Here is a 26,565-nt window from a genome sequence, read left to right on the forward strand (position 1 = left end):
TATCTTTGCCCCTTATAATATAACATATTGCCACAACCATAATTTTGACCCTAATCTATTGAAAACCGAACGTTTCTAGGAACAGAAAAACGAGAGACGCCATTTCTTCTATTATTTGGAACCTAATCAGCTGTTACAAAATAAGAAAGCCCTAAAACAAACAGGAATAGTTCCTTATGCATACAACCAGTAGAAGGCATTTTTTGAAGAATGCCGCCATTTTATCCCCTGTGCTTACATTTCTGCCATCCTATCTGACGGCAGGAACAGGTTCCCGTTTACGCACCGGTTTTATAGGTATGGGTCCCTGGGGACAGCAATATCTTGCGCAGGCATTGATGCACAAAGATATTGACGTCAGGGCCATCTGTGACACCGATCCGGCCGCTATCCGTGCCGGGCTGCAATTGTTCGACGACGCTGCGTACACTCGTCCCGAAGTTTACAAGGAAAGCTATAACGACTTATTATCCCGAAAGGATATTGATGCCGTTATTATCGCTGCACCGTGGCAACTGCACTATGAGATTGCCAGGGCAGCCATGCTGGCAGGCAAACACGTAGCCTGCGGCGCTATCATGGGTACTACTATCGAAGAGCACAAAGACATCGTTCGTATCAGCGAAAGAACAGGCCTGCAGTACTTTACCCTGGACGAGAACAGTTATCGCTCCGACCTCCTGGCCGTTACCAATATGGCAAAAGAGGGCGCATTCGGTACGCTGGAATCTATCCAGGCTGGCGCACGTCACGACGTGCTGGCTGCTAAAAACGAAAAGACAGCCTCCTCCTACCCTGTATATCCGGCTATTGCTGCTGGCAGAATACTGGGTGTGGAGAAGGACAATCCATTCGTTTCCCTGCAGGTGGTGACACAAAAGCAGGATTATGTAGTGAATAATCCGCATCCTAAAAAAGGGCATGACCGTCTGTTTATCAAAAGGGGCGAGATCAGGACCATCTGTCTGACCACTAAAAAAGGCCAGACCTTATCCCTTCAGATGGAAGCTGCACATGAGCAGCCCATTTCCACTGGTTTCCGTGTTAATGGGACAAACGGAAACTGGGTAGATGTATTTAATAGTATTTACCTCAAAGACCAGCACCCTGCCACACAGGTATGTGATGCAGGCAAACCTTATCTTCTTCCATACACAGAACAGGCAGACCTGCAACGTTTCAAAAAGGTCGCCAACGATGGATGTGCAATGGCTTTACAATCGTTCGTAAGCGTCATCAGTCAGCCATCCAAACAGGAGCCGCCTGTGTATACAGCAGCCGCCAATAGTCTGATCGGTCCTATGGCCGCACTCTCCGCTAAAAGAAATGGCGCTGTTGTCGACTTCCCTGATTTAACAAACCCACCTATTTATTAATTAGTAAACAATTCAATAAACACAATCAAATGACAGAACCGTACATCGCGATTATTTTGCTTTTTGCCGGTAACTTCCCACCGCGGGGCTGGGCTTTTTGTATGGGCCAGATCCTTTCAATTGCACAGAATACTGCACTATTTTCCCTCGTAGGCACCACGTATGGTGGTAATGGTCAAACCACCTTCGCATTACCTGATCTCAGAGGTCGTGTACCAATCGGTCCTGGCCAGGGTCCTGGATTACCTGCATACAATATGGGTGAAATGGGCGGCGCACCGACGCACTCGCTGATCATCACAGAAATGCCTGCGCACAATCACGTTGCTCAGCCTAACCTGACTGCTACTCCGTCTGCTTCTACAGCTGCTGGTACAAGTAATACCCCAGGTGCTGCGTTAGTACCGTCAGTATTGCCATCGTTTGGCTCTGGTCCAGCTGCACAACAGATTAAAGGCTATACTACCCAAGACAATACAACAACCCTGGCTCCAGGCGCTGTTAGTGGTTCTGTAACCATTGGTATTGCAGGAGGCAGCCAGCCACACAATAACATGCAGCCATACCTGGGAATATACTACATCATTGCCATGGAAGGCGTTTATCCTAGCCGTAACTAATTAGACAGACTATGCCATCAACGCTTTCTATTGGATTCCTTACTCCCTATTCCGGTGTATATCCCTATTACTCTGCCCATCTTGTAACAGGATGGCTGATTGGTATGGGCCTTGATCCCGCGCGACAGAAAACAGTGCAGTTTACATCAGAGTATACCCATATGGGAAGCGCTGAAGCATCTGTTAATGCGGTCCGAAAGCTGCTTTTTTTCAACAATGTGGATGTTATCTCCGGTCTGGTTAGTTATAAGATCATGCCGGAGATCATTCCGTTGGTGGAAAATACAAAACGCCCGGGTTTCTTCTTTGATATGGGCGAGTATATTCCACATTTCCCTTACCTGAGCCAGAGTGTATTTTATGCCTCGCATCAGCTGTGGCAATCACAGTATGCATTGGGACAATGGGCACAGGGCAAATTCGGGGATGGCGGTTATATTATTGCGCCGGCATATGAGGCAGGTTATCACCTGCACAGTGCATTCAGGGAAGGCGCGGCAACAGCAGGCGGAAAGCAGGTTAAAATGGCTGTATTACCAGCGGACCCTAACGATCCTAAAAAACTGGATCTGGACGAACTCTTTGCAACACTCGCCAAGGACGGCCCCTCCTATGTGCATGCCATCTTCGCAGGCACCATGGGTGCAGCATTTCTGCAAAAATGGATACAGAGCGGGTTCCATAAAAAGATACCGTTGCTGATCAATGAAACGATGGCCTATGATGATGTACTGGAAGATGTGAAACACATAGACCTGGAACTTTACACCTCCATGATGTGGATGCGTGAGGACCAGCGGCCGGCCAACCAGCAGTTTGTAAAGAAGTTTGAAAGCATCGCAAAACAACCGGCCAACATTTACGCCCTTATGGGATATGAAGCCGGACTGGTATGGAGGGAGTTGTTGCCCCACGCCCTCAAAAAAGACTGGGATACGGTAAAACAATTACTTAGGACCACTATCATAGATGGCCCGAGAGGAGCGAAAAACTTCTACCCCGCATCCGGATTTGCGCTGCCTTCAGCTAACATTCTAAAGATCAGTACAGCTGGTAATAAAATCAATAAGTTAATTATTGACCAGGGGACAGGTATGCGCTATGATGCAAAAGATTTTGAGATGATTCATAACGAATCAATGTCTGGTTGGCAAAATCCCTTTCTCTGTATTTAACAATCTCAATTATGAGTGACACATTTACAAAATGTATCAACAGGCTACTGTTGGTACTATTCTTCATTGTATCCGGTGTCACGGGTTACGCGCAATATAACAAAAGCGCACTCGAAACCGGATACTACTACACAGGGATCGCCCGCAATCAAAATGGCGACCTTTTCGCGGTGCGAAGTAACGCATCGGGGAAATATGATGTAGTAAAATATGCTGGCGGTGCTGGCGCCGGTAACATCATCTATCAGAACATAGATGTTGATCCGCCGACAGCCCCATATGGCATCGCCGTCAATTCAGGTGGTGACGTATTTGTTACCAGTATGAATAGTGCGGTAACAGGCTGGGAAGTAGTCAAACTGACATATCCCTCCTATGCTCCTACCAAAATATTAGGCAACAATGGCAAATATATCACAGGGTTAGCCATCGATAATAACGATGACCTCCTCACCCTGGAATACGAAGGCGGCAGGTATACAGTAAGACGGTACCCCCACGGAAATGAAAACTCCGCGGGTACAACCGTGTATGCTACAGGTGTTCCTCTTGGAGCGCCGCCCTATCCGTCAGCGATCGCTGTAGACTCCCGTAATAACATCTACTTCGCCGACTTCCCCGCCGAAGCTCGTGGTATCATTAAAGTGAAGGCTCCCTTTTACACAACTGATAGCATCATAGCTAATGGCCGTGCCTTCTCAGGACTGGCAATAGATAACTTTGATCGTATCTATGCTACCGAGATCGTTTCTTCTACTGCAAGTTCCATCATAAGGTGGAACGATTCAAGCTTTACAACCGCTACGTCTGTTTACACCAATCTGCATAATTCCCCCGGGTCCTATCCCGGCGGCGTACAGCCGATGGCGAGTGGTAAGATCTTCGCTACTGATGGTGTAGACCAGGAAATCGTACAGCTAACACCTCAGACCACGCAGATCATGCAGGTCAAAGGCCTGACGGCGAATCCGACTGCAGCTAATAGCCTCAGCTTCGAGGTGGTGTATAGTGCTGCTCCTTCCGGCATAGGCGTCGGCTCATTCTCCCTGACCACTACCGGCGTTACAGGTGCCAGCATCAGCAGCATCGCACCGACTGCGGAGGCTAACAAGTACAATGTATATGTGGCTACCGGCAATAATTCCGGCACAATACGACTCAACGCCAATGCAACTGGTATCACTCCTACAGTTACAAATGCTCCAATGAGCAGTGCAACTTACACCATTGACAAGGACGCACCTTCCGGTAGTTTCACTATCAATGGCGGAGCAGGATATACGAATAATCCAAATATAGTACTGGCACTGACGGCAAGTGATGTAACTACATCAGTTAACAGAATGTCGTTCTCCATTGATGGTGGATCCTATACTACCAATGAGACTTTCGCCACAAGCAAGAACCTTACAATACCTGCTACAAGCGCTTCGCATACAGTAGATGTAAGGTTCATTGATGAAGCAGGCAATGCATTACAGGTAAGCCGGAACATTGTCTATGATGACGTGCCTCCTGCGACTCCTGTCATCACAGCTAATCCTGCGGCATTGACCACTTCAGGCAATGCTACATTTACTTTCACAGGCGAATCAGGCGCAACTTTTGAGGCGTTACTGGACGGTGGCGCTTATGCAGCAGCTACAAGCCCTAGAACCTATACAGGTCTGGCAGATGGCAGTCACACTTTCTCAGTGAGAGCAGTCGATCAGGCAGGTAACCTGTCTACCACTCCAGCCACCTATACGTGGACAGTAGATGCTACCGCACCGGCTGTTAGCAGTGTAAGTGTTCCTGCGAACGGTTACTACCGTGCTGGTATGGACATGGACTTCAAAGTGAAGTTCAGTGAAGTAGTGAATGTCACCAATGCAGCAGGTAATCCTTATATCAACATCATCATTGGACTGACCACCGTACAGGTACCCTATATAAGCGGTACGGGTACAGATGAACTGACGTTCAGATATACCGTACAGGCAGGAGAAAATGATGCAGATGGTATTGCGGTACAACCTGACCTGCGCCTGAACAGCGGCGCTATCAGAGATGCGGCAGGTAATGGCTACGCTGGTGTGCAGACTATGCCACTGGCCGGTGTAGCGTCTACTACAGCGGTACGGGTAAATACTTCTATCCCGTCAGTAACGCTGAGCAGTGCTGCTAATGCAATACTCAATGCACCGTTCTCCATTACTGTTACGTTCAGCGAGGCAGTAACTGGTCTTGTAGCTGCTGACTTCACCCTGACCAATGCAACGGCAGGTGCTCCTGCCACTTCCGACAATATCACCTATACCATACTGGTTACGCCAACGGCACAGGGTGCGGTAAGTGTTAGCCTGCCAGCTGGTACTGTTGTGAATATCGGTGGTAATCCGAATACGGCATCTAATACGATCAACCGTACATTCGACAATATTGCTCCAACTGTAACATCTGTAGATGTACCAGCAAATGGGTACTACAATGCAGGTAAAAACCTGGATTTCACTGTTAATTTCAGCGAAGACGTTGTAGTGACCGGCACACCACGTATCGTACTGGTTGTTGGATCAACATCTATTGCTGCCGACTACATTGGTATGAGCGGCACAAATGGCCTGATCTTCCGTTATACGGTACAGAGCGGCCAGCAGGATATGGACGGTATCCAGGTGACCGGCTTTACACCAAATGCATCAACAATCAGAGATGCAGCAGGTAACAACGCCAACACAGCCCTGAATAATGTAGCTAATACTACACAGGTAAGAGTAAACACGACCAGCCCAACGGTTACACTGTCTGCTCCGCTTACACTCACGAATGCTCCATTCACCGTAACGGCTGCATTCAGTGAAGCGGTGACTGGCCTGAATGCAAGCGACTTCGCTGTTACAAATGGTACCGCGGATAACCTGCAGACAAGCGACAATATCACCTATACAGTAACCATCACTCCTGCTGCGAATGGTGCCGTTACAGTACAATTACCTGCGGCTGCGGCTGTCAACATCGGTGACAACCCTACCCAGGCTTCCAATACCGTAAGTGTTACTGCTGACTTTACTGCTCCGGTAGTAACATCCGTAGGTATTACTCCTAATGGTTTCTATAACGAAGGACAAACACTCGACTTCACTGTTACTTTCAGCGAGGTGGTGAACGTAACTACTGCAGGTGGTACACCATATATGGCTGTAAACTTAACCAGTGGCGTTCAACCAGCTGTTTACAGTGCAGGTTCAGGTACTAACACCCTGACCTTCACTTACACAGTAGTAGCAGGCGACATGGATATGGACGGCATCACACTTGGTGCGGGCATATCTCTTGGTGGTGGCGGTACAATTACTGACGCTGCCGGCAACAATGCGAACCTGGTACTGAATGGTGTTGGTAATTCCAGCGGTGTGTTTGTGAATACAAGCCATCCAACGGTGACTATCAGCGCTGCAGCGCCTTCATTGGTAAACGCTCCGTTTACGGTAAACATCACTTTCAGTGAAGCTGTAACAGGTTTAACAGCTACCGATTTCAGCATCGCAGGTGCCACGATCAGTAACATACAGACGACAAATAACATCACCTATACCGCGCTGGTTACACCAGGTGCCGACGGTAACTATAACCTGAGTCTGCCGGCTAACGCAGTAGTCAATATTGGCGATAACGGTAACCAGGCGTCTAACACCTACACCTTCACATACGATGCAACTGCACCTGTTGTAACAGGGGTAGCTGTTCCTGTGAATGGTTATTATAAAGCAGGTCAGACACTTGACTTCATCGTAAGATTTGATGATGATATCATCATCAATACGACCGGTGGTAATCCAACCCTGTCACTGACTATCGGCACTGCTACAGTAAATGCTACCTATACAGGCGCAAACGGTACAGATGGTCTGAACTTCAGCTACACCGTAGCAGATGGCGACCAGGACATGGACGGCATCACAGTAGGTACGCTGGCCCTCAATGGTGCAACCATTAAAGACGTAGCTACCAACGATGCGAACCTGACACTTAACAACGTGGGTAACACTTCGGCTGTAAGAGTGAACACCACGCATCCGACAGTAGCACTCTCTACGAATGCAGTTTCACCAACTAATGCCGCCTATACTGCGACTGTCACCTTCAGCGAAGCTGTTACAGGTTTCGTAAGTGGCGATATCACAGTAAGCAATGCAACATTAGGTGCAGTTAGCACTACAGACAACATTACCTACACCGTACTGGTAACACCGACTGCGGATGGCGCGGTAAGTCTGACTGTTCCTGCTGATGCAGCTGTTAACATCGGCGATAACGGCAACTCCGCATCTAATACCCTGACCCTGACTTACGATGTTACAGCTCCGGTTGTAACTTCCGTGACTGTTCCGGCAGATGGCTATTATAAAGCGACACAACAGCTGAATTTCATTGTAAACTTCAATGAGAACATCACTGTTAACACAACAGGTGGTAACCCAACCCTGTCACTGACTATCGGTGCGGCTACCGTGAATGCTACCTACATGGGTACTTCCGGTACAAACGGCATCACATTCAGCTACATCGTACAGAATGGTCAGGAAGATATGGATGGCATCACAGTAGGTACACTGGCACTGAATGGCGCGACCATTCAAGATGCGGCTACCAACGACGTGAACCTGACACTCAATAGCGTAGGCAACACTGCCAACGTAAAAGTGAATACGACGAATACAACTGCTATACTGAGCACACCAGCTACACTGGTAAATGGTGCATTTACTGTAACCGCTACCTTCGGCGAAGCAGTGACAGGTCTGGTGGCTGGCGACTTTGTCACTACAAATGGCAATGTTACCAACCTGCAAACAGCAGATAACATCACCTACACCGTTACTGTAACTCCAACTACAGACGGTGCTGCCACTACAGTAAACCTGCCGGCATCTGCTGCAGTGAATGTGGGTGGTAATCCATCACAGGCGTCCAATACACTGACTGTCAATTACGATGCAACTGCACCAGTAGTAACAACAGTAGGTGTTCCTGCAAATGGATATTACAAAGCAGGCGATGTGCTGACCTTCACTGTTAACTTCAGTGAAAACATCACCGTAACCGGTACCCCTTCACTGGGTGTGACCATCGGTACTGCCACTGTTGCCGCTACCTATACAGGTGGTACTGGTACAAACGCGCTGACCTACGCATACACAGTAGTGAACGGCGACCAGGACATGAACGGTATCGAAGTAGGTACACTGTCTCTGAACGGTGGTACGATGAAAGATGCTGCTGGCAACAATGCGAACGGGACTCTCAATAGCGTTGGTGCTACTACCGGCGTATTTGTGAACACAACGCATCCGACAGTAACCCTGTCAACCACTGCTCCTTCACTGGTGAACGCACCGTTCACAGCGACGATCACTTTCAGCGAAGCTGTAACAGGTTTCGCAGCGGGTGATATCACAGTGGCTAATGCTACACTGAGTGCAATAAATACTACAGACAACATCACCTACACCGTGCTGGTTACACCAACTGCGGATGGTGTGGTTAGTCTGAATGTGTCTGCTGACGTAGCCGTTAACATCGGAAACAACGGCAACTCCGCTTCCAATACCCTGAACCGAACCTTCGATGGTACTGCTCCGGTAGTAACATCAGTGAGTGTGCCTTTACCTCGCTATTATCATGCTGGCCAGGCGCTGAACTTCACCGTTCATTACGACAGTGATATCAGTGTCAACACCGCAGGTGGCGTTCCAACCATTTCGCTTGAAATCGGGTCCGTTATGGTAAACGCTACCTACACTGGTATGGACGGTACAAACGGGCTGAACTTCACCTACACGGTAGTGAATGGTGACGAAGACATGAACGGTATCATAGTAGGTACGATGGCGCTGAATGGAGCTACCATTAGAGATGCGGCCACCAACGATGCGAACCTGATACTGTTTAATACTGCCAACACTTCGGGCGTCCGGGTAAACACCACACATCCGACGGTAGCTATTTCTACTACTGCTCCGGCATTGGTGAACGTTCCGTTTAATATGACTGTCACATTCAGCGAGGCTGTTACTGGCTTTACTGGCGCTGACATCACTGCCACCAATGCAACTGTCGGCACGCCGGCTACTACAGACAACATCACCTACACCGTACTGGTTACGCCAACTGCGGATGGTGCGGTTAGCCTGAATGTGCCTGCTAACGTCGCTGTGAACATTGGAGACAACGGTAACTCCGCTTCCAATACCCTGAACCTGACGTACGATGCGACCGGTCCGGTAGTCACTTCCGTAACAGTTCCGGCAGATGGTTACTACAACGAGGGTAACACACTGAACTTCTCTGTTACATTCAACGAGGACATCGCAGTAAACATTCCTGCAGGTAATGATCCAACACTGTCTATCATCATCGGTACAGCCACTGTCAATGCTACCTACACAGGTAAAACAGCTGCAAACGCGCTGGGCTTCAGCTACACTGTAGTAGATGGTGACCAGGATATGGACGGTATCACTATCGGTACCCTGACACTGAATGGTTCAACCGTTCAGGATGCAGTTAATAACAATGCGAACCTGACACTTAACAACGTAGGTAACACTACAAATGTTAAAGTAAGCACTGCCAATCCTACTGTGACGCTGTCCACAACAGCCACACTGGTGAACGCTCCGTTCACGGTAACAGCTGTATTCAGCGAACCAGTAACGATCCTGACAGCAAGCGACTTTGCCGCTACAAACGGTACAGTATCTAACGTGTCAAGTACTGACAACATCACTTACACCGCCACTATAACACCAACTGCCGATGGCGCTGTCACCGTACAGATCCCGGCTAACGGAGTAGTTAACACTGGTGGCAACCCGAACCTCGCTTCTAATACTGTCACCGTTACAAACGATGTTACAGCTCCGGTTGTAACGGCCGTAACTGTTCCAGCCAATGGTTATTACAAAGCAGGAGACGTGCTGAACTTCACTGTTAACTTCAGTGAGAACATCACAGCAGCTACAACAGGCGGCACTCCTTATCTGACAGTCACCCTGAGCACCGGTACAGTAAGAGCTGGCTACACAGGTACAGCGGCTAACGCAGTTACCTTCAGCTACATCGTACGTCCGGGCGATATGGATCTGGATGGCATCACTGTAGGCACCATCACCCTGAACGGCGGTACATTCCAGGATGTAGCGACCAACGATGCGGATGTGACACTGCACAACATCGGTAACACTACCGGCGTGTTGGTACACACTGCGTCTCCTTCAGTACAGTTGTCTACTACCGCGGCTTCCCGCGTAAATGCACCATTCACTGTAACTGTTACCTTCAACGAAGCAGTGACCGGTCTGGCCATCGCCGACTTCACCGTTACCAACGGTACTGCTGGCAGTCTGCAAACAGCAGATAACATCACTTACACAGTAGTGGTAACACCAGCTGTTGACGGTGCTGTAACCATCCAGCTGCCAACCGGTACAGTGGTGAACGTTGTTGGTAATGTAAACACAGCATCCAACATCCTCAGTCTGACCTACGACGTAACAGCTCCTGTTGTTACAACGGGTCTGGCATTTGAAACGCTGGAAAGAAGTGCAGTAGGTGCTACTGTCGGTACTGTAACCGCTACTGAAGTGGCAGGCACCCTGCAGAACTGGACTATTGCAACTGACGATTCTAATGGCGCCTTCGCTATCGACGCGAATGGCAACATCACAGTGAAAGACCAGGCGAAACTGAACGCTAAGGCAAACAGCACTGTCACCCTGACTGTTACAGTCAGCGACGGACTGAACACCAGCGTAGCAACACCGGTTACTGTGAAAGTACTGCCGGTGAATCTGGCTCCAAGCCTCGATCCGATCAGTGATGAGACTGTTTGTCCTTCGGACGACATCCACACGATCAACCTGAACGGCGCTTCCGCAGGAGAGGCTGCACAGACCTTCTCCTTCAGGATCAGCACTGATAAACCAGCTAACTTCGACCAGCTGAGCGTTAGCTCAACTTCAGGTCAGGTTACCTATCAGCTGAAACCTACAGCTACCGGAACAGCTACTGTTACTGTTACTATCCAGGATAACGGCGGTACAGCTAACGGTGGTGTAGATACGCTGCGCCGTTCATTCACTATCACTGTAGCTACCCTGGGCCAGGTAGACATCACCAGCGATAAAGGCAACTCCATCTCTAAAGGAGATGTGGTTAACCTGACCGCGACCGGTGGTACTATCTTCAAATGGGATAACGCAACTGGCATTATCAGTGGCCAGAACAGCGCGGTACTGGTAGTAAGACCAATGGAGAACACGACTTACCGTGTGACAGTAAGCAACGCTGCAGGTTGCAGTAACACTGCTGAATTCACGCTGAATGTAGTCGAAGACTTCAAGGTGGAAGCGACCAACCTCCTGACGCCAAATGGTGATGGTGTGAATGATAAATGGGTGATCCGTAATCTGGACAGCTATCCTGATAATGAACTGAAGATCTACGACCGCGCAGGCCGTCTGGTTTACACACGCAGGAATTACGCAAATGAGTGGGATGGTACCCTGAACGGCAGTCCGCTGGGCGAAGGTACTTACTACTACATCCTGACAATTCAGGGCGGTGCTAAAACAGCAAAAGGTTATATCACGATTATCAGAGACAGAAGATAACCCCCGTAATAACAATCATTATGAATTACAAACTAAAAATACGTTCGTTAATTGTCAGCAGCCTCTTGGCTGCTGGCATTAGCCAACAGGCAGGTGCACAATCTCTCAGTAATGCACAGGCATTGCTGGAGCCTTCAGGCACCCAGTATTTTCAGAACCAGTATCTGAGTAATCCGGCAATGGCTGGTATTGAGGCAGGTGTACATATCAATGCCGCCTACCGCCGCCAGTGGACCGGTATTGATGGTGCGCCTACGACAAAGTTCTTCTCTGCAGATGCAGCGATGGGTAACAGGGTCGGCGGTGGCGTACACGTCTTCAATGATGTGGCGGGTCTGATCAACAGGACGCGTGTGGCAATGACTTACGCTTACCACCTGCCCCTGACCAATCCTGATCAGCAGCTGCATTTCGGTCTGTCGCTGGCCTGGAACGTTCAACGCCTTGACACCAAAGCTGTCAACGGTGATCCGAATGATCCTTCCATCGGTGGATTCAACCGCCGCGATAACTATTTTGAGGCGGAATACGGTATGGCCTATACCGACACCAAACTAACGTTGCAGGCGGCTATCCCGAACGTGAGAAGTCTCTTCACAGGCGATAATAAAGCTGTTGATGGCGGTGGTATCTTCTTTACCGCTGCATCCTACCGCTTCGCAGTGAATGAGTCTGTCAGCTCCATCGAGCCGAAGATCTGCTACCGCGGTGTCCGTGGATATGACAATATCCTGGATGCAGGTGTGAACGTATCTTTCCTGAATGATGTGGCGAACGTAATGGCTATGTATCATACTTCAAAAAGTCTGACGGCCGGTATTGGTGTCAACATCCTGAAAACTGTAGGTATACAGGCTATGTATACCACACAGACAGGTGGCATCAAAACCTATGTTGATGGCACCTATGAAATAGGCGCAACTATCAACCTGTTCAAATAAGGTAAGATTGATAAAAAGGCCTGTCCTGTTTTGCAGGGCAGGCTTTTTTTTGTCCGGGCAATTCCCGGGTACCAGAGGCCGCTTACCTGAAGATGGCGGAAGATTAATTGCCATTTTTGTGCTTTGTTCAGGGGACAGTCAGAGGAAATGGCAAAAAAGTATTACCCAGATCCTGGGTGTAAGACAACAAACGCCTGATATACAATCAACTAGTATCAAATAACGGCTTCAGGTAGTACTAGCGACGAACTAGCGGCGAACTAGCGACGGCCAAATGATGATGTATCCTAAAGGGAATCCTTTCCATTTCTGATATTATATTAACAGCCAAAATTACTGTTAGCCGCTCTGGCAGCGTACTCCTCAATATGCTCTTCTACGTGTAGCCTCATCCCTTATTTTATAGCAGCAGCCTGGTTCTTCAACCAATTGCCCCTTCCTGATTCCCAATTCCTAATTCGCCATCTACCCGGAATGATAAAAAATTCATAATTTTATTCCGTCAATTGCAAGTCCTGTACCTTTTTTGAAATAATTTCGTCAACTTGTAACGAGATTTCAATCTATTAGGCGGGCGACACTGTAAGGGGTCCTGACCATACTATGAAACCGTTCAAAATATAAGAATTACAGCTAAAAATATGAGTAATAAACCGACAGACTTCACGTGGAGTAATGAGCCGAATCCGCATCACATACGTGTTAGACAGATTCTGAAAGAACATCCTGACGTAAAAGAACTTATAGGGAAAAACCCCTATACAATATATGTGATCATTGGACTGGTGGCAGCTCAGGTGGGCCTTTCATACTGGCTGCGTGACGCTTCCTGGTGGCTGATCATCCTCGTAGCATATGGTGTGGGTGCCTTCATCAGCCACGCGTTGTGGGTGATGATCCATGAAACCAGCCATGGTCTTATCTTCAAAGGTAAAGTACCAAACTTACTGGCAGGCATCATCGCCAACCTTCCGCATATCTTTGCCAGCTCTGTATCTTTTCAGCGTTATCACCTGAAGCACCATGCGCATCAGGGAGAGCATGATCTGGATGCTGATCTGCCTGACTTCTGGGAAGCGAAACTGGTAAGTAACAACCCTTTCAATAAAATGCTCTGGTTCCTGTTTTTCCCGGTGTTCCAGATCACCCGTACAGCGAGACTCAATATCTCCCTGTTTGACCGTTGGGTAGCCATTAACTGGGTGATCCAGCTGGCATTTGACGTGGCAATCGTTGCTTTCTTCGGACCGAAAGCCCTGATCTATATGCTGATCAGCTTCTGTCTTTCTGTAGGTCTGCACCCACTGGGCGCACGCTGGATCCAGGAGCACTACCTGACCCTGGACCCTATACAGGAAACATACAGCTATTATGGTCCATTGAATACAGTAGCGTTCAACGTGGGCTTCCACAATGAGCACCACGACTTCCCTTCCATTCCATGGAACAAGCTACCGCAGATCAAACGTAAAGCACCTGCTTTCTACGACTCCCTGCTGTCACATCAGTCCTGGACGAAGCTCTTCTTTACCTTCATTTTCGATCCTAAACTGTCTCTCTACTCACGTGTACTGAGAAAGGAAAAGGTGAAAATTGCGAAAGAAAACGAGGCTGCAATAGCATAAATTTATTTCTATAAGGGAAAGCGCGTTACACCATCGGTGGACGCGCTTTCCCTTTATAGTCCCTGCCGGATAGTGAACGTATATGTACCACTGGCAGCCTCTCCCTTATAGACCAGTAAAATCCGGGTGATCGGCTGGCGGGACCAGTTATCAGTCAGCCGCTTCTCATCGGGTGCCCTGCAGTCCATTTGCTCCGTTTTCAGCGTCCATAGCTTAGGATCATAGTTTAATTCAACCATCTGCCCATTGGGTATTTTAAAGCGTATGATACCAGCCTTTGATAGATCTAACCCACATACCGTCATGAATGTCTGGGTGAGCTGATGAGGGGCATCTGACAAAGAGAAATTGTCTGCAACAGTCACTATCCCCTGTTTTCTATCCATCCTCACCTCCCTTACCCAGCGATTGACACCCGCCTCTGCCGGATAGGCACCAGCGATATCCATATGCAAAACGGCGCCACTGTCATCTTTTCGGTATTGCACCTCTTTTGCGCCGAACTTCCTGCCCTCCTTTTGCTGCATACCATTAATAGTGGGCAGATTATGATAAGCTGAGCTATTATACCAGAGCTGGTATCGTTCCTTCGAAAAAGTCTTTGCAGTGTAGGTGCCTAGTCCCGCGTCAATGATTACCGGCTGGCCAGCTGCATATACAATAAAATCTCCTACATCATTATGGTTATGGCTTTCACCATTATGACCACCATGAGTAGCTACAAACAATCCATTATCTGCCCTCGTCGCCATCAGCTGAATACTCTCCAGCCATACATCTGGTATCACAGGTTCTTTCCCTTCGCTCGCGGAGCAATCTTTCCAGGCCTGCATATTAAAAAGCATGCGGGGCTTAGCGAAATCGCCGTTAACAGGATTCCTGACGGGATACCGGTGAAAGGCCCAGGCACCGAAATCCCGCATTACAGGATCGCCCATATTCCTGCCCATACGATACAGCAATAGCCCGTCAGTGGGTATTACAGGAGAGGCATCGGCTACGTTGATATAGTAGTTGCCAGCGATGTGCATTTTGTAAATGTAAGCTGCCATATTGCTGATGATCGGAGCATCATAGATCTTCAGTTTACCACTGGTGGCACTCTCCAGTATAGTGAGCGCATCGAATACACGTCCTGTAGCGCCGGACCAGTATACAGGCCCTTCATCCACAGCTCCATCCTCCCCGATAAAATTGATATAATGATCCAGCAGATGGAGGGCATGTTCCAGTTCGCTGATACGGCGGTCATTGTTCTTTTCCAGCAATAACAGGCTGGTCATCCAGTTACTGATCACCCAGGGGTTCCAGTTATTGATAGGATATTCTTTTGTACCTTTTTTCAGATAAAAATAGCGGTCACTGTCTTTCTCCAATGGCGTCAGCATTCTCCTGTTCACTTCATAGTAAATACGTTTACGCAGCAACGTAGAGTACTTATCCAGCTGCTTGCCCAGCAGGTAGTCCGTCAGTGCCAGTACAGTGGCAGTCTCGCTGACAAACAGGTCCACGGAAGGATCTTCCACATCCACCAGGTCAATACCTGCTTTCTGCAGGTACAGATGTCCGGGAGCCCCCCAGTAACTTTCTTCGCAAACAGACCACACACCATTAATAACAGCCGTCAGAAAACGGCCTTTTTGTTCAATCGCTTCAGCTACAGCCATCGCAAACAGCTGATCTCTCTTTCTGAAAGACATTTCTTCATATCGGGAGCGGTCTCCGTTCTTCTGATATTCCATCATCATGGATGCAGGGATCGCCACGAAAGGTATTTTCAGATATCCTTCCGCCAGGCGAATAATGCTTTGTTGCACAGAATCGGGCAGCAACCTGTTCCAGGCAGCCGCATCAGCAGGAAAAGGATGCCATTGTCCGGCCGGCAATAATGCTGCGGCAATCTGAGGTCTGGTGAACTGACTTAAAAGATTCCGGGGTTCCTGTGCTGCAATACGGTGGGGCAAGGCGCTAAGCAGTACGAACAACAGCAGGGATAAAAGATATTTCATCGGGTGTTATCAGAGGATTGGAAGGCATCCCCGGGCCTTTTTGATCTGTCAAATATAAGATTACGGACTATATTATCGCTCCAACAATCGCACCTCCTTCCTGACCGACACGAAATGCCCGTTGACCGAATCCGTAGCATCCAGCCTGCATCACACAGGTATCTTTGTAATGCATTCCAGAAACACACTAAATGAACTACTCATGAAAAGGACACTTATCACAGCGGGTGTTTTGTTACTGTCAGCCATGACAACTTTTGCAAACAATACCCCTGGTAACAACGAAGACAGAAAAAGCAGAAAAGAAGCACGCAAAGAAGCACGTAAAGCGGACAGGAACACTGTCAGTGATTTCACTAAAGGCCAGTTCTACGAGGACTTCCCGGCGGCCACTAATATACGTTACGAGAAGACGAACTATTTCGATGAAGTAGCGTTCACGCTGAACGGCCAGCGTGAAAGAGCCTACTACGATATACATAACCAACTGGTAGGTACGACTGAACGTAAGGCATTTACAGATATACCCGAAAATGCACAGCGTGAGATAGAGAAAAAGTATAAGGACTACAAGATAGACAGCGTGCTTGAGTATGATGACAATGAAGTGAATGATACGGACATGACGATGTTTGATACAGCGTTTGACGGTGCCGATAATTACTTCGTGGTACTCAGAAAGAGCAGTGAACTTTTAATCGTGAAGGTTGATATGGCGGGGAATGTTTCCTTCTTCAAATCGATGAAGTAAACATGAGAAAGGCGGTCAGGTGACCGCCTTTCTCTTTTATGAATTACTGTCTGGTGACCAGTACGAGGTTGCCATGTGGCTTTTCCTGCAGACTGTCCAGGAATATTTCGGATACCTGATTAACAAAATAAACAGGCTCTTTCTTTTTCAGCTTTCCGGCATCATCATCGGCATATACTAACTGCTCTTTAAAAGGGAAGTCCAGTCCGGTCATATCATCGTCGGGACGCTCCCCTCTGAGTAATACCGGCAACCCATGTTCAAGCATAGCCATTGAAGAACCACTTTTTCCGAAGAGTGCATAATCAGCCCTTGATATACCGATGTCCGCCTGCAGCATATGATTGGAAACGTCATCAGCTGTTAAAAAGCCACAGTCGATGACATTCTTTTCCCCCAGCGCCTGTTTAGAAATGTCCATCGCTTTTTCCTTATGGGTCCCTCCATCGCCGAGTATCTTCAGACAGATCGTACGGCCGGTTTTTTCTCCGATCGCCGTCAGAAATGCTACCTGTTTTCGAAACTCATCCAGCGCGCCGGTAAAGGAGCCGAAATGAATAGCGGTAAGGTTATCTGACTTGCCTTCTGCTGTTGGCATACTAGTAATAGGTATGTTACTGAACAGCGGGATCAAACTGACATCTTTCCAATCCAGGTTCTTTTTGTAGATACCGATAGAAGTGGTCACAGACTCAGGTTTAAGCGTCAGCAGCATCTGGCGGATAAGCACCTTTTGCATAAAGCCGTGCACTTTCAGACGGAAATCACTGTACCCGTACAAACCTACCCACAGTTCATGGAACATGATATGCCATTTGATGTTGGCTCCCAGGCTTTTCAGCCGGCTATTAAACAGCACGGGCAGGCCCCTTTTTTCAAAGGAAAAAGGTACGTACTGCAGGCTTACCCAATCCGGTGCAAACTGGCTGATGTAATCACGTGCGTAATCAAATCGTTTACGTTCGGTCATTGACGAAGGTATACGAAGAACAGGCACGCTGATCTCATTGCTCACTTGAGTTCCGAGATACAGAGATTGCAGCTTTCTGTCATTCAAAGCAACTATGGCGACGTCATGCTGTTTACGAATTAATTCGCTGGCAAGCCGTCTTGTATAGTCACCCACACCATCACGGCCAGGTTCAAGAGAACCACATAGAAAAATTATCTTCACACTACAATCAGTTATGGGTTATTTGATGGGGCATAATTGTTAACCTATCGTTTGCATATGGCGATCCATCATCCGGATGAATCAGGTTACAAGTTACTGTGGATTAGTAAATTACCGATAGACGCGTGGGTAACCAGACAGTAGAATAAGGCTTTAGGAAGGGACGATTGCTTTTTCTCCTGCCATAAGACGACAGAGATCTATCTGGTTACGGATAAAAACGAATTACCATTTATGAAAAAAAATATGTTTCGCTTCAGGTGAGAACTAGTTAAAAGCGAATCATATTACCATGAAATCATATTTCATTCGTCACTCAAAAAAGTAATGACATTACCGGCTAATCAGGGCAGTATATAAGTTGGCCCTACCATATACAGACTGCCGTTCTCTCATTTTAGAGACATGAGAAAATCCCTGTTGCTGGAAAAGTCTCTCCAGTGAGATATAACTTAAGGGATAAGGCACCCACACAGGAACGGGGATATCTGTATCATACTCTACAATGAGTATGCTGCTATTCACCTGTAATACCGTCTTCAGCTTTTCAAGAAAAGCAGGCTGGTCTTTCACATAATGCAATGCATTAGCCATGATGACACCATCCAATGCGGCGAAGGGCAGCGCCTCTTCAATAAAGTCCGCCTGTATCATCTCGACCTGGACACCGGCAGGCAACTCTATTTTCCCATTAGACGGTATCTCCCTATCTACGGCATAGATAGTACTGCCAGCGGGTAAATAATGCGCGAGCGCGGCTGTAAATGTACCGCTGCCACAACCGAGGTCAGCCCAGCGGACAGGAGACGCGGCTGACAATACTTTATGATGGATAAACCGAATAGCTTCCTGTATCTGCATGACGACACAAAGTAATAAATAACAGGAAGCAATAACGGGTTTATTCCCAGTGTTCCTGCATTTTCTGATAATTCTTTTTGCTGACTGTTGAGTGTTTTTTAGACCGTGAATGACCACGTTTCTTTCGGGCATTGATGTTATTCACCAATGAATTCTTTACGCCGAGCTTATTCTTACGGGTACTTCCCTTCTTCGTGGTAGCACGCCTTTTCCTGCCGGACTTTCTTGTTGTTGCCATATCATCTGTTTAGGACAATAGTGAACAAAAAGCATTCCGCAGTGCGATCCGGCCAACTGCCTGGTGTGCCTGAACTGCCCTCATTACATACTACATAGGGCTGCTGGCAGCGGATGCCCTTGCTATTGTGACATCGTGTTAAAATGCCGGATACTGGAGCTGACCGCGCGTTTTGCATCCCTTATGAACCCGGTATAGTGCAGGATCTCCTGGTGCAGGATTTCACCGTTATCAAGTAATAATACGAGTTTGGTTCCCTCACTGGTACCTTTTCTGCGAAGAAAATAAGTACCCAGGATCTGTTCCCATGTAAAAGACCTGCCCTGCAGTGACATCCCCGCATACGATATTTCCATATCCCATTCCAGGTTGATCTTCATAAACAATCGCCAGTAGAAAATTCCTACTAACAGCCAAACCCCAACGCCGGTGACCATTGTCTGTATAGATTGCTCCTCATTAGTATTAAATACACCTGCTATGACCAGGCCAGAGAAAAACAGGACGATCAACAGGCGTCCCAACCGGTAAGGCAGGCTTTCCCGGAATATAATACGGCTACTACCTGTAGCAATAGGATAACTGTAATCATGGACATAGCGTTCAGTAGGTTCTATAGTGGGTTCGACCTCAAAAGCATATTCCTGTTCATAGAAAATATTATAACAGCGGGTTTTAAGCTCCTCTCTGGTTAGCATAATAAGTATAAGGCAAAGATGTCTGACAGTTCGTGTATAACAATACAAAGTATAGTCCCAAACATAATGCTTTTTCTCAAGATCTTTATCTCTGCTCCTGTACCATCACCATTCTTTCATGCAGGCGTTTGTAGTGCTCTACGTAATAGCTGATGTTCATGATGCAATGTCGCCGGTAGACCTGATCCGGGGCTTCCTTCCGGCGATTTTACTGAAAATGTTCTGTTTCGCAGCTTCTTCTTCATATAGCTTCGCGTAGGCCTTTGCCTTCAACGCTTCTCTTGTTTCCATAGGGGGTGTTGGGCGTTAGGATCGTTACTTATTAAGCTGATAAATTAATACTTCTACGCGCATATTTTTTAATTTTTCTTCCCTGGTCTTCGGGTCCGGATACAAAAGTTCCTTATTTCCTACACCCATCGCCGTTATTTTTTCCTTAGGCACACCATTGTCGATCAGCATCTGCCTGACCAGTTCTGCCCTGTCCACTGACAATTTGAAAGGAGCGCTGTTAGGTCCCATGATGATGTATGTCGGATAGTTAACATGGCCCCTGATTTCAAACCGGTGAGAAGGGAAATTCTGCAACAGGCGTTTGGCAATGCGTTCCACTTCATATACCGAAGAAGGCTCCAGGATGGCCTTATCAGAGACAAAAAGCAGATTAGGGATGTCCAGTTTCTCTGTTGGGATGCTGGCAAGCTGCAGACTATCAGCTTTGGCCTTTATATCGGCCATGGCGGTCGGGCGCTTAGCCGGAAAGGTCGTGGAAGGTCGCCGGTTATCTCCTGAAGATGATTCGCCGCTCGTGTTACTGAACTTTTCTGGTAAACGCCGGATAGATTCAGCTGGGGCACTTGTTCCCGCTAGCGGCTGCGGATCAGCAGTCAGACGGGTTGTTGCGCTATTCCCGGATGATGTCTTTTCAACAATAGCAGCGGGCGCACCTATGCGGGCCTCCAGGGAGATCACGACACAACGGTTCAGCGAGTCCGTATGATCCACCGGCGATAATTCGCCCTGATTGTGAGTGGTAAATTTTATACCGGGATAAAGTTGTTTCAGATAAGCAGCAACCGCTTTTATCCTGGCCGCCGCGAGGCTATTGTTATAGGCAACGCCGCCGACAGTATCGGTATGACCGGAAAGTAAGGTGTTAAAGTGCTGAGGACTGACTGACCGTAAAGTTTGTTTAGCTGTTTGGGATAAGCCGGCGCTGGCAAAGGGAAAATAAACGACAATCTTTTGCTGGGCATATAGGCATTGCGTCAGGATTATAAGCAACAGCACAATGCTGTATTTTTTAAACATAGGTTGGGTGTGATTTGCGGCACAAGGTAAGATATCTTCCTAAAAAAGGAATTCAGCAAGGCGCTGTAAATATAGGCACCCCTTTCCGTTTCAGCTATACCGGGAGGCTTTCTGAGAGGCCGGTCAGGGCGGCAAAGAGCAGTGACTTCATGGCTAACATAAAAAGGAGCCGTGTAATGGTGTACACCGCTCCTTTTACAATCTTACTCAAATCAAAAACATGTGCCCTGATCTTCCCAGGGTCCATCAGGATAGACACCAAAACCTCTTGGTGTATCTCCCTGTGTCCAGGATCTGGCGCGGAACAAGCGACCATTATACTTCACATAACTGCCCATGACATAGGCTGTTGCAGATACCCAGGCAGCTGTTTCGCTACAGAGATCAAAAGTTTGATTTACTGAATGTGGGGTGACGTTGTTGCCGGCTTTTAGGGTGGTTATTGAGGGTGTGGTGATTCCGACCATCAAAAGGGCTACGGCATAGTGCTTTCTCATTTTCATAGTGGAGTTATTTATATGAAAGTTACAGCCTCACAACGCAGTCTATTTGCATTCGGGAATTACTTACAAATTCAGAATGAAACGATTAATAACGTTCCCGGAGAGAAAACAAAAAAGGCAGCACTTATCGCGCTGCCTTTTATACCGGGTGGATGAAGGGTCTCGAACCCTCGACCCTCAGAACCACAATCTGATGCTCTAACCAACTGAGCTACAACCACCGTTTGTGACCGTTTTGTTTCGATCGGGGTGCAAAGATAGCAGAAGTTTTTTATTTACCAAATAAGAATAATATTATTTGTGAGAATAACGTGTTCTGAAGTGTTCAATGTACCTGCAGACCGCAATGGAAGCAGTCGTGCAGACTTTAGGCTTACCGACATATCTACCTGGTAGTCCGCATTCAGCATTGAACACAAGGTCGTGATAATACTTGTCTGATTCTTGTGTATTGGGCATAGGAACAGGTATCGGGATAACAAAAAAGGCAGCACTTACGCGCTGCCTTTTATACCGGGTGGATGAAGGGTCTCGAACCCTCGACCCTCAGAACCACAATCTGATGCTCTAACCAACTGAGCTACAACCACCGTTTGTGACCGTCTTGTTTTGATCGGGATGCAAAGATAACAAAGATCTTTTCGATCTTCCAAATATTTTCTGTTTTCTTTGTAAACTTTTTTTCAAACACTGCACTATGTCATTGTACCTTATTCCTTTCCTAACGGCCCTAACCGGCTGGTTTACAAATAAGATAGCCATCAGCCTGTTATTCAGGGCGTTTTCAGAACGACAACAGAAATTTGCTGATCAGATAGGAAAATTCGTAGCCGATCAGCTTTTCTCTTTCGATGATATCCGCCACCAGCTTACCGAACCAGAGAAAATAAAGCGTATGATACCCGTTGTGGAAGTACATATGGATACTTTCCTCAGAGAGAAATTACCGGAAGCCATGCCTGTTTTTAAAATGTTCATCGGAGATAGTACCATTCAGCAGGTAAAAACCGTACTCGTTGACGAACTGGATAAAATGTTCCCTGAAATTATTGATCAGTATCTGCAACATACTGCCAAGGAACTCGATGTACAACAGCTGGTCAGCAGAAAGATCATGAGCATCTCCGCCAGCCAGGTAAAAACACAGGTGCAGACCTCCCTTCGCCGCGAACTACGCATCGCACAACTGGCAGGCGCTATTTTTGGCTTCCTGATTGGTTTACTCCAACTATTGATTGCCCTACACCACAGCAACTGACCACTCATCATAAATAGCAATAGTTTAAATATGAGATAGATATTTTTGTTCTGGTCTCAATAATTAAGGTCTCAAACAATACCCTTATCCTGCATGCTGAAACGTATTCTGCTGTCAGCGTTACTATGCTATGCCGGTACAGCTATGGCTCAAACCGGTCAGAATTCCGCAAAATTGATTGGTAAAGCATTAGATGCCGTTACCGGAAAACCCGTCGAATATGCTTCCGTCGTATTGTTACATACAGAAGATTCATCTGTCGTAACAGGTATGTATACTCAGCCTGACGGCGATTTTACCTTCAACAATGTGGCTACCGGCAACTACGTGCTGCGTATCACCTTCATGGGGTACGATAAACTTGTAAAGGCAGTGAAGATCGTTCCTAACAAGCCTACACAGTTTGCGGGCACTATCCGGCTACAGCCTGCTGGCAAAGTGCTGAACACCGTAGAGATCAAATCAGAAAAGCCTGCGTTTTCCATGCAGATAGACAGGCAGGTATTTGATGCCGGCAGTATGATCACCGCAGAAGGTGGAACCGGTACTGACGTACTCAAAAATGTACCCAGCGTAGACGTTGATATTGATGACAATATTACCTTAAGGGGAAAGAGTGTAACTATATATGTTGATGGTAAGCCCTCCCCTTTCGGAGATGCAAAGACCGCCCTGCAGATGATACCTGCATCTACCATAGACCGTGTAGAGGTGATCAACAATCCTTCTGCCAAGTTCGAGGCACAGGGCGGCGGCGGTATTATCAATATCGTGCTCAAAAAGGATAAAGCGATCGGGTACAACGTCATGTTCAGCGGGGGCGTTGCTACCCGTGGGCAGATCAATGGTAGCGCCAATGCTAACCTGCGTATCCGGAAGTTCAACTTCTTCGCCAATTATAACGGCCGGTATGAAAGTCAGCGGGGATACGGCTACAGCAACAGACAGAACCTGATCACAGATAGTGCTGGTACCGCCTTCTTCACCCAGGACAGCAAAAACAGGAACCGCAGTGCGGGTAATGGCGGACGTATCGGATTGGACTATTACTTTGATGACTACAACACTATTACCATTTCCCAGGGACTGAACCTGAATACCAGTAACAGTGCCGATGATATCCTGCTGAACTATATGGATATCAAGCAGTCCTCCATTAAAACAGGGGAACGTCATAACAATAGCAGCAGCCGTAATCCTAACAATAATACCAGTCTGAACTTCCGGCATACGACCGACAAACAGAACGAAGAACTGACCGCATATATCAGTTACAGCAATAACAGGGGACGGAACAACAGTAACTATAATACCCTGTATCAGTTTGCCAACGGCACTACACCTGACGACAACGACATCCAACGTAACCTGGGTATTTCGAAGAATCAGTTCTGGAATATCCAGACTGATTATACAACGCCGGTAGGCAGGAAAGGTAAATTCGAGACAGGCGCCAAGGTGACCCTGCGCAGTAACGACAATGATTACGACGCACAGCTGTTCAATCAGACCACCCAGCAATTTGAAAAAAGCCTTACCCTGTCAAATACCTACTACTATAAAGAAGACATTTACGGGGGGTATGTAAACTTCTCCAATGCGCTTGGGAATCTGGGTTACCAGGTGGGCGCCCGTGTAGAACAAGCCTATCTCCATGGATATTCCTATACGAAGGATACCTCGGTGAACAACCGTTTCCTCAATTTGTTCCCAAGCGTGTTCCTGAAGTACAATCTGCCACATAATGAGAACCAGAGCCTGATCTTTAACTATTCCACCCGGGTGGACAGACCCGGATTTGACCAGCTGCTGCCTTATGTCAACAACTCAGATCCCCAGAACATTCGTACAGGTAATCCTGAGCTGAAGCCATCGCTGACCCATAAATTTGAAACGAACTACTCCAGGTATTTCCCGAACACCAAAGATTATCTGAACACAGGGGTTTACTATTCGCAGGCAAATGACGACATTGACCGGATCAGCTTACTGGATACGGCGACGGGTGTAACTACTACCCGGCCCATGAACCTGGCGACAGATAAGGACTGGGGTGCTAACTTCACTTATAATCTGCATATTGTCAGGGGGTGGAATGTGACCACGAACCTGAATATGGAATACAGTAAACTGACCGGGGCCAACATTAATAATGAATATGTGACCTATGGGGTGACGGTGAATTCCAATGTTCGGCTGCCTGCTAAGGTGAGTGTACAGGTCAATGGTCACTACCGTTCTCCGAGGGTGCAGCCACAGGGTACCTTTAAAGCCATGAACGGGATTGATCTGGGTATCAGAAAGGAGATGCTGAAAAACAATGCACTTGCCATTGCCCTGAATATATCAGATATCCTGAACACACAGAATTACAGCTCACACTATGAGACCGCGTCCTTTATACAGGATTATACCCGTAAAAGGACCACCCGTTTCATCAGACTGAACATCCGTTACCGGTTTGGCAAGATGGACCCTGACATGTTCAAAAAGAAGAAGAAACAGGAGATACCTGAAGAGGATACTGACGATAAAGAAAGAGAAAAGGATAAAAAGCCTGCTGACACCAGACTATAAAGTCTTACCTGCCAGCATGGGCACAAAAGAAAAGTTATCAAACATTTCCTGGTCGAACTCCGTATCGCTGATCTTGGTGATGCGAAGCATACGCTGCACTTCATGACCACCTACCGGAATGACCATTTTTCCCCCGGGCTTGAGCTGTTGTAACAGTTTTTCCGGGATCTGCGGGGCGGCGGCCGTCACCAGCACCTTGTCAAAAGGCGCATAGGTGGGCAGGCCCTCATAACCATCGCCATAAAAGAAGCGGATTGTAGGATATTTTGACTTAAACGGGAATTGCTTTACCAGGTCAAATAGTTTTTTCTGACGTTCAATAGTGAATACGTTGACTTTCAGCTCTGCCAGTACGCAAGCCTGGTAGCCGCTGCCTGTTCCTATTTCAAGTACTTTCTCATAGGGTTTCAGGTCCAGCAGCTGAGATTGATAGGCAACAGTATAGGGTTGAGAAATGGTTTGGCCCTCCCCGATGGGGAAAGCCCGGTCTTCATAGGCTATGCCTTCAAATGCCGTGTCCAGGAAAAAATGCCGTGGGATATTGTTAATAGCTGTTAATACCTGTTCGTCAGTAATGCCTTTCTGTCGGATACTATCAACCAGCTGTCTGCGCAATCCTTTTTGTTTGTAAGAATCTTCGTACCGCCTCATGGGCGCAAAATTAACCAATAGCCACAATTTTTAACTAGGTGTGGAATAATTCTATTTATCAACAACTCCTTTTTCCCCGAAAAGAATACTTGGTTTGAAAATTGCAGAGTTCTGTACCCGGTTTTTATTTTGTCCGGATT

Annotated in this window: 18 protein-coding genes and 2 tRNA genes; 9 read left to right on the forward strand and 11 right to left on the reverse strand. The window is 47.4% G+C overall.

Translation table 11 applies throughout. The features are described 5' to 3' along the window. The first annotated feature begins 176 nt into the window (after nucleotides 1–176). The 6 genes from GWR21_RS09520 (at nucleotide 177) to GWR21_RS09545 (ending at nucleotide 14,394) form a co-directional block, all read left to right on the forward strand. Complete coding sequence (locus tag GWR21_RS09520; protein ID WP_162331511.1) at nucleotides 177–1,376, forward strand: Gfo/Idh/MocA family protein; 1,200 nt, start codon at nucleotides 177–179, stop codon at nucleotides 1,374–1,376. 29 nt (nucleotides 1,377–1,405) lie between these two features. Continuing rightward, complete coding sequence (locus GWR21_RS09525; protein WP_162331512.1) at nucleotides 1,406–1,996, forward strand: phage tail protein; 591 nt, start codon at nucleotides 1,406–1,408, stop codon at nucleotides 1,994–1,996. An 11-nt stretch (nucleotides 1,997–2,007) separates the two neighbouring features. Then, nucleotides 2,008–3,171 carry an ABC transporter substrate-binding protein gene (locus GWR21_RS09530; protein ID WP_162331513.1) on the forward strand — a complete coding sequence of 388 codons (1,164 nt, stop codon included), beginning with the start codon at nucleotides 2,008–2,010 and terminating at the stop codon, nucleotides 3,169–3,171. An 11-nt stretch (nucleotides 3,172–3,182) separates the two neighbouring features. Next, nucleotides 3,183–11,828 carry an Ig-like domain-containing protein gene (locus tag GWR21_RS09535; protein ID WP_162331514.1) on the forward strand — a complete coding sequence of 2,882 codons (8,646 nt, stop codon included), beginning with the start codon at nucleotides 3,183–3,185 and terminating at the stop codon, nucleotides 11,826–11,828. Nucleotides 11,829–11,848: 20 nt separating this feature from the next. Then, the gene (locus tag GWR21_RS09540; RefSeq protein ID WP_162331515.1) at nucleotides 11,849–12,769 is read left to right on the forward strand and encodes a PorP/SprF family type IX secretion system membrane protein; all 921 of its coding nucleotides are present in this window, start codon (nucleotides 11,849–11,851) and stop codon (nucleotides 12,767–12,769) included. Nucleotides 12,770–13,410: 641 nt separating this feature from the next. Next, entirely contained in the window at nucleotides 13,411–14,394 is a 984-nt protein-coding gene (locus tag GWR21_RS09545) for a fatty acid desaturase (RefSeq protein WP_162331516.1), read from the forward strand. 53 nt (nucleotides 14,395–14,447) lie between these two features. On the opposite strand, the gene GWR21_RS09550 is transcribed toward GWR21_RS09545, so the two are convergent. After that, nucleotides 14,448–16,403, reverse strand: a complete 1,956-nt coding sequence (locus GWR21_RS09550; RefSeq protein ID WP_162331517.1) for a heparinase II/III domain-containing protein — start codon at nucleotides 16,401–16,403, stop codon at nucleotides 14,448–14,450. Between the two features lie 202 nt (nucleotides 16,404–16,605). On the opposite strand from GWR21_RS09550, the gene GWR21_RS09555 reads away from it, so the two are divergent. Next, complete coding sequence (locus tag GWR21_RS09555; protein ID WP_162331518.1) at nucleotides 16,606–17,154, forward strand: hypothetical protein; 549 nt, start codon at nucleotides 16,606–16,608, stop codon at nucleotides 17,152–17,154. Nucleotides 17,155–17,197: 43 nt separating this feature from the next. Here the strand turns inward: GWR21_RS09555 and GWR21_RS09560 are convergent, their stop codons facing one another. The 9 genes from GWR21_RS09560 to GWR21_RS09595 form a co-directional block, all read right to left on the reverse strand. Continuing rightward, nucleotides 17,198–18,328 carry a glycosyltransferase family protein gene (locus tag GWR21_RS09560; protein WP_162331519.1) on the reverse strand — a complete coding sequence of 377 codons (1,131 nt, stop codon included), beginning with the start codon at nucleotides 18,326–18,328 and terminating at the stop codon, nucleotides 17,198–17,200. A gap of 333 nt (nucleotides 18,329–18,661) precedes the next feature. Continuing rightward, nucleotides 18,662–19,189 (reverse strand): class I SAM-dependent methyltransferase, encoded by a 528-nt coding sequence (locus tag GWR21_RS09565; RefSeq protein ID WP_162331520.1) that lies wholly within the window; start codon nucleotides 19,187–19,189, stop codon nucleotides 18,662–18,664. 40 nt (nucleotides 19,190–19,229) lie between these two features. After that, a complete protein-coding gene (locus tag GWR21_RS09570; protein ID WP_162331521.1) occupies nucleotides 19,230–19,427 on the reverse strand; it encodes a hypothetical protein in 198 nt (65 codons plus the stop codon). Nucleotides 19,428–19,549: 122 nt separating this feature from the next. Next, the gene (locus GWR21_RS09575) at nucleotides 19,550–20,125 is read right to left on the reverse strand and encodes a hypothetical protein (protein WP_162331522.1); all 576 of its coding nucleotides are present in this window, start codon (nucleotides 20,123–20,125) and stop codon (nucleotides 19,550–19,552) included. 156 nt (nucleotides 20,126–20,281) lie between these two features. After that, the gene (locus tag GWR21_RS31675; RefSeq protein ID WP_262888487.1) at nucleotides 20,282–20,416 is read right to left on the reverse strand and encodes a hypothetical protein; all 135 of its coding nucleotides are present in this window, start codon (nucleotides 20,414–20,416) and stop codon (nucleotides 20,282–20,284) included. 24 nt (nucleotides 20,417–20,440) lie between these two features. Continuing rightward, the gene (locus tag GWR21_RS09580; protein ID WP_238430284.1) at nucleotides 20,441–21,415 is read right to left on the reverse strand and encodes an OmpA family protein; all 975 of its coding nucleotides are present in this window, start codon (nucleotides 21,413–21,415) and stop codon (nucleotides 20,441–20,443) included. A 233-nt stretch (nucleotides 21,416–21,648) separates the two neighbouring features. Next, nucleotides 21,649–21,939 (reverse strand): carbohydrate-binding protein, encoded by a 291-nt coding sequence (locus GWR21_RS09585; protein ID WP_162331524.1) that lies wholly within the window; start codon nucleotides 21,937–21,939, stop codon nucleotides 21,649–21,651. Nucleotides 21,940–22,086: 147 nt separating this feature from the next. Further along, a tRNA-His gene (locus tag GWR21_RS09590) sits at nucleotides 22,087–22,160 on the reverse strand. Between the two features lie 295 nt (nucleotides 22,161–22,455). Beyond that, nucleotides 22,456–22,529, reverse strand: a tRNA-His gene (locus GWR21_RS09595). A gap of 107 nt (nucleotides 22,530–22,636) precedes the next feature. Here GWR21_RS09595 and GWR21_RS09600 point away from each other — a divergent pair. Next, on the forward strand, nucleotides 22,637–23,197 hold the full coding sequence (locus tag GWR21_RS09600; protein ID WP_162331525.1) for a DUF445 domain-containing protein: 561 nt from the start codon (nucleotides 22,637–22,639) through the stop codon (nucleotides 23,195–23,197). A 93-nt stretch (nucleotides 23,198–23,290) separates the two neighbouring features. Next, nucleotides 23,291–25,774, forward strand: a complete 2,484-nt coding sequence (locus GWR21_RS09605) for an outer membrane beta-barrel family protein (RefSeq protein WP_162331526.1) — start codon at nucleotides 23,291–23,293, stop codon at nucleotides 25,772–25,774. Here the strand turns inward: GWR21_RS09605 and GWR21_RS09610 are convergent. Further along, a complete protein-coding gene (locus GWR21_RS09610; protein ID WP_162331527.1) occupies nucleotides 25,769–26,425 on the reverse strand; it encodes a protein-L-isoaspartate(D-aspartate) O-methyltransferase in 657 nt (218 codons plus the stop codon). The genes GWR21_RS09605 and GWR21_RS09610 overlap by 6 nt on opposite strands. Nucleotides 26,426–26,565: the final 140 nt, after the last annotated feature.

Origin of the sequence: Chitinophaga agri (assembly GCF_010093065.1) — a bacterium.
GTDB lineage: Bacteria > Bacteroidota > Bacteroidia > Chitinophagales > Chitinophagaceae > Chitinophaga > Chitinophaga agri.

Coding starts and splice junctions, on each gene's coding strand:
- GWR21_RS09520 (WP_162331511.1), top strand. CDS start 177: ATGCATACAACCAGTAGAAGGCATTTTTTGAAGAATGCCGCCATTTTA.
- GWR21_RS09525 (WP_162331512.1), top strand. CDS start 1,406: ATGACAGAACCGTACATCGCGATTATTTTGCTTTTTGCCGGTAACTTC.
- GWR21_RS09530 (WP_162331513.1), top strand. CDS start 2,008: ATGCCATCAACGCTTTCTATTGGATTCCTTACTCCCTATTCCGGTGTA.
- GWR21_RS09535 (WP_162331514.1), top strand. CDS start 3,183: ATGAGTGACACATTTACAAAATGTATCAACAGGCTACTGTTGGTACTA.
- GWR21_RS09540 (WP_162331515.1), top strand. CDS start 11,849: ATGAATTACAAACTAAAAATACGTTCGTTAATTGTCAGCAGCCTCTTG.
- GWR21_RS09545 (WP_162331516.1), top strand. CDS start 13,411: ATGAGTAATAAACCGACAGACTTCACGTGGAGTAATGAGCCGAATCCG.
- GWR21_RS09550 (WP_162331517.1), bottom strand. CDS start 16,403: ATGAAATATCTTTTATCCCTGCTGTTGTTCGTACTGCTTAGCGCCTTG.
- GWR21_RS09555 (WP_162331518.1), top strand. CDS start 16,606: ATGAAAAGGACACTTATCACAGCGGGTGTTTTGTTACTGTCAGCCATG.
- GWR21_RS09565 (WP_162331520.1), bottom strand. CDS start 19,189: ATGCAGATACAGGAAGCTATTCGGTTTATCCATCATAAAGTATTGTCA.
- GWR21_RS09570 (WP_162331521.1), bottom strand. CDS start 19,427: ATGGCAACAACAAGAAAGTCCGGCAGGAAAAGGCGTGCTACCACGAAG.
- GWR21_RS09575 (WP_162331522.1), bottom strand. CDS start 20,125: ATGCTAACCAGAGAGGAGCTTAAAACCCGCTGTTATAATATTTTCTAT.
- GWR21_RS31675 (WP_262888487.1), bottom strand. CDS start 20,416: ATGGAAACAAGAGAAGCGTTGAAGGCAAAGGCCTACGCGAAGCTATAT.
- GWR21_RS09585 (WP_162331524.1), bottom strand. CDS start 21,939: ATGAAAATGAGAAAGCACTATGCCGTAGCCCTTTTGATGGTCGGAATC.
- GWR21_RS09600 (WP_162331525.1), top strand. CDS start 22,637: ATGTCATTGTACCTTATTCCTTTCCTAACGGCCCTAACCGGCTGGTTT.
- GWR21_RS09605 (WP_162331526.1), top strand. CDS start 23,291: ATGCTGAAACGTATTCTGCTGTCAGCGTTACTATGCTATGCCGGTACA.
- GWR21_RS09610 (WP_162331527.1), bottom strand. CDS start 26,425: ATGAGGCGGTACGAAGATTCTTACAAACAAAAAGGATTGCGCAGACAG.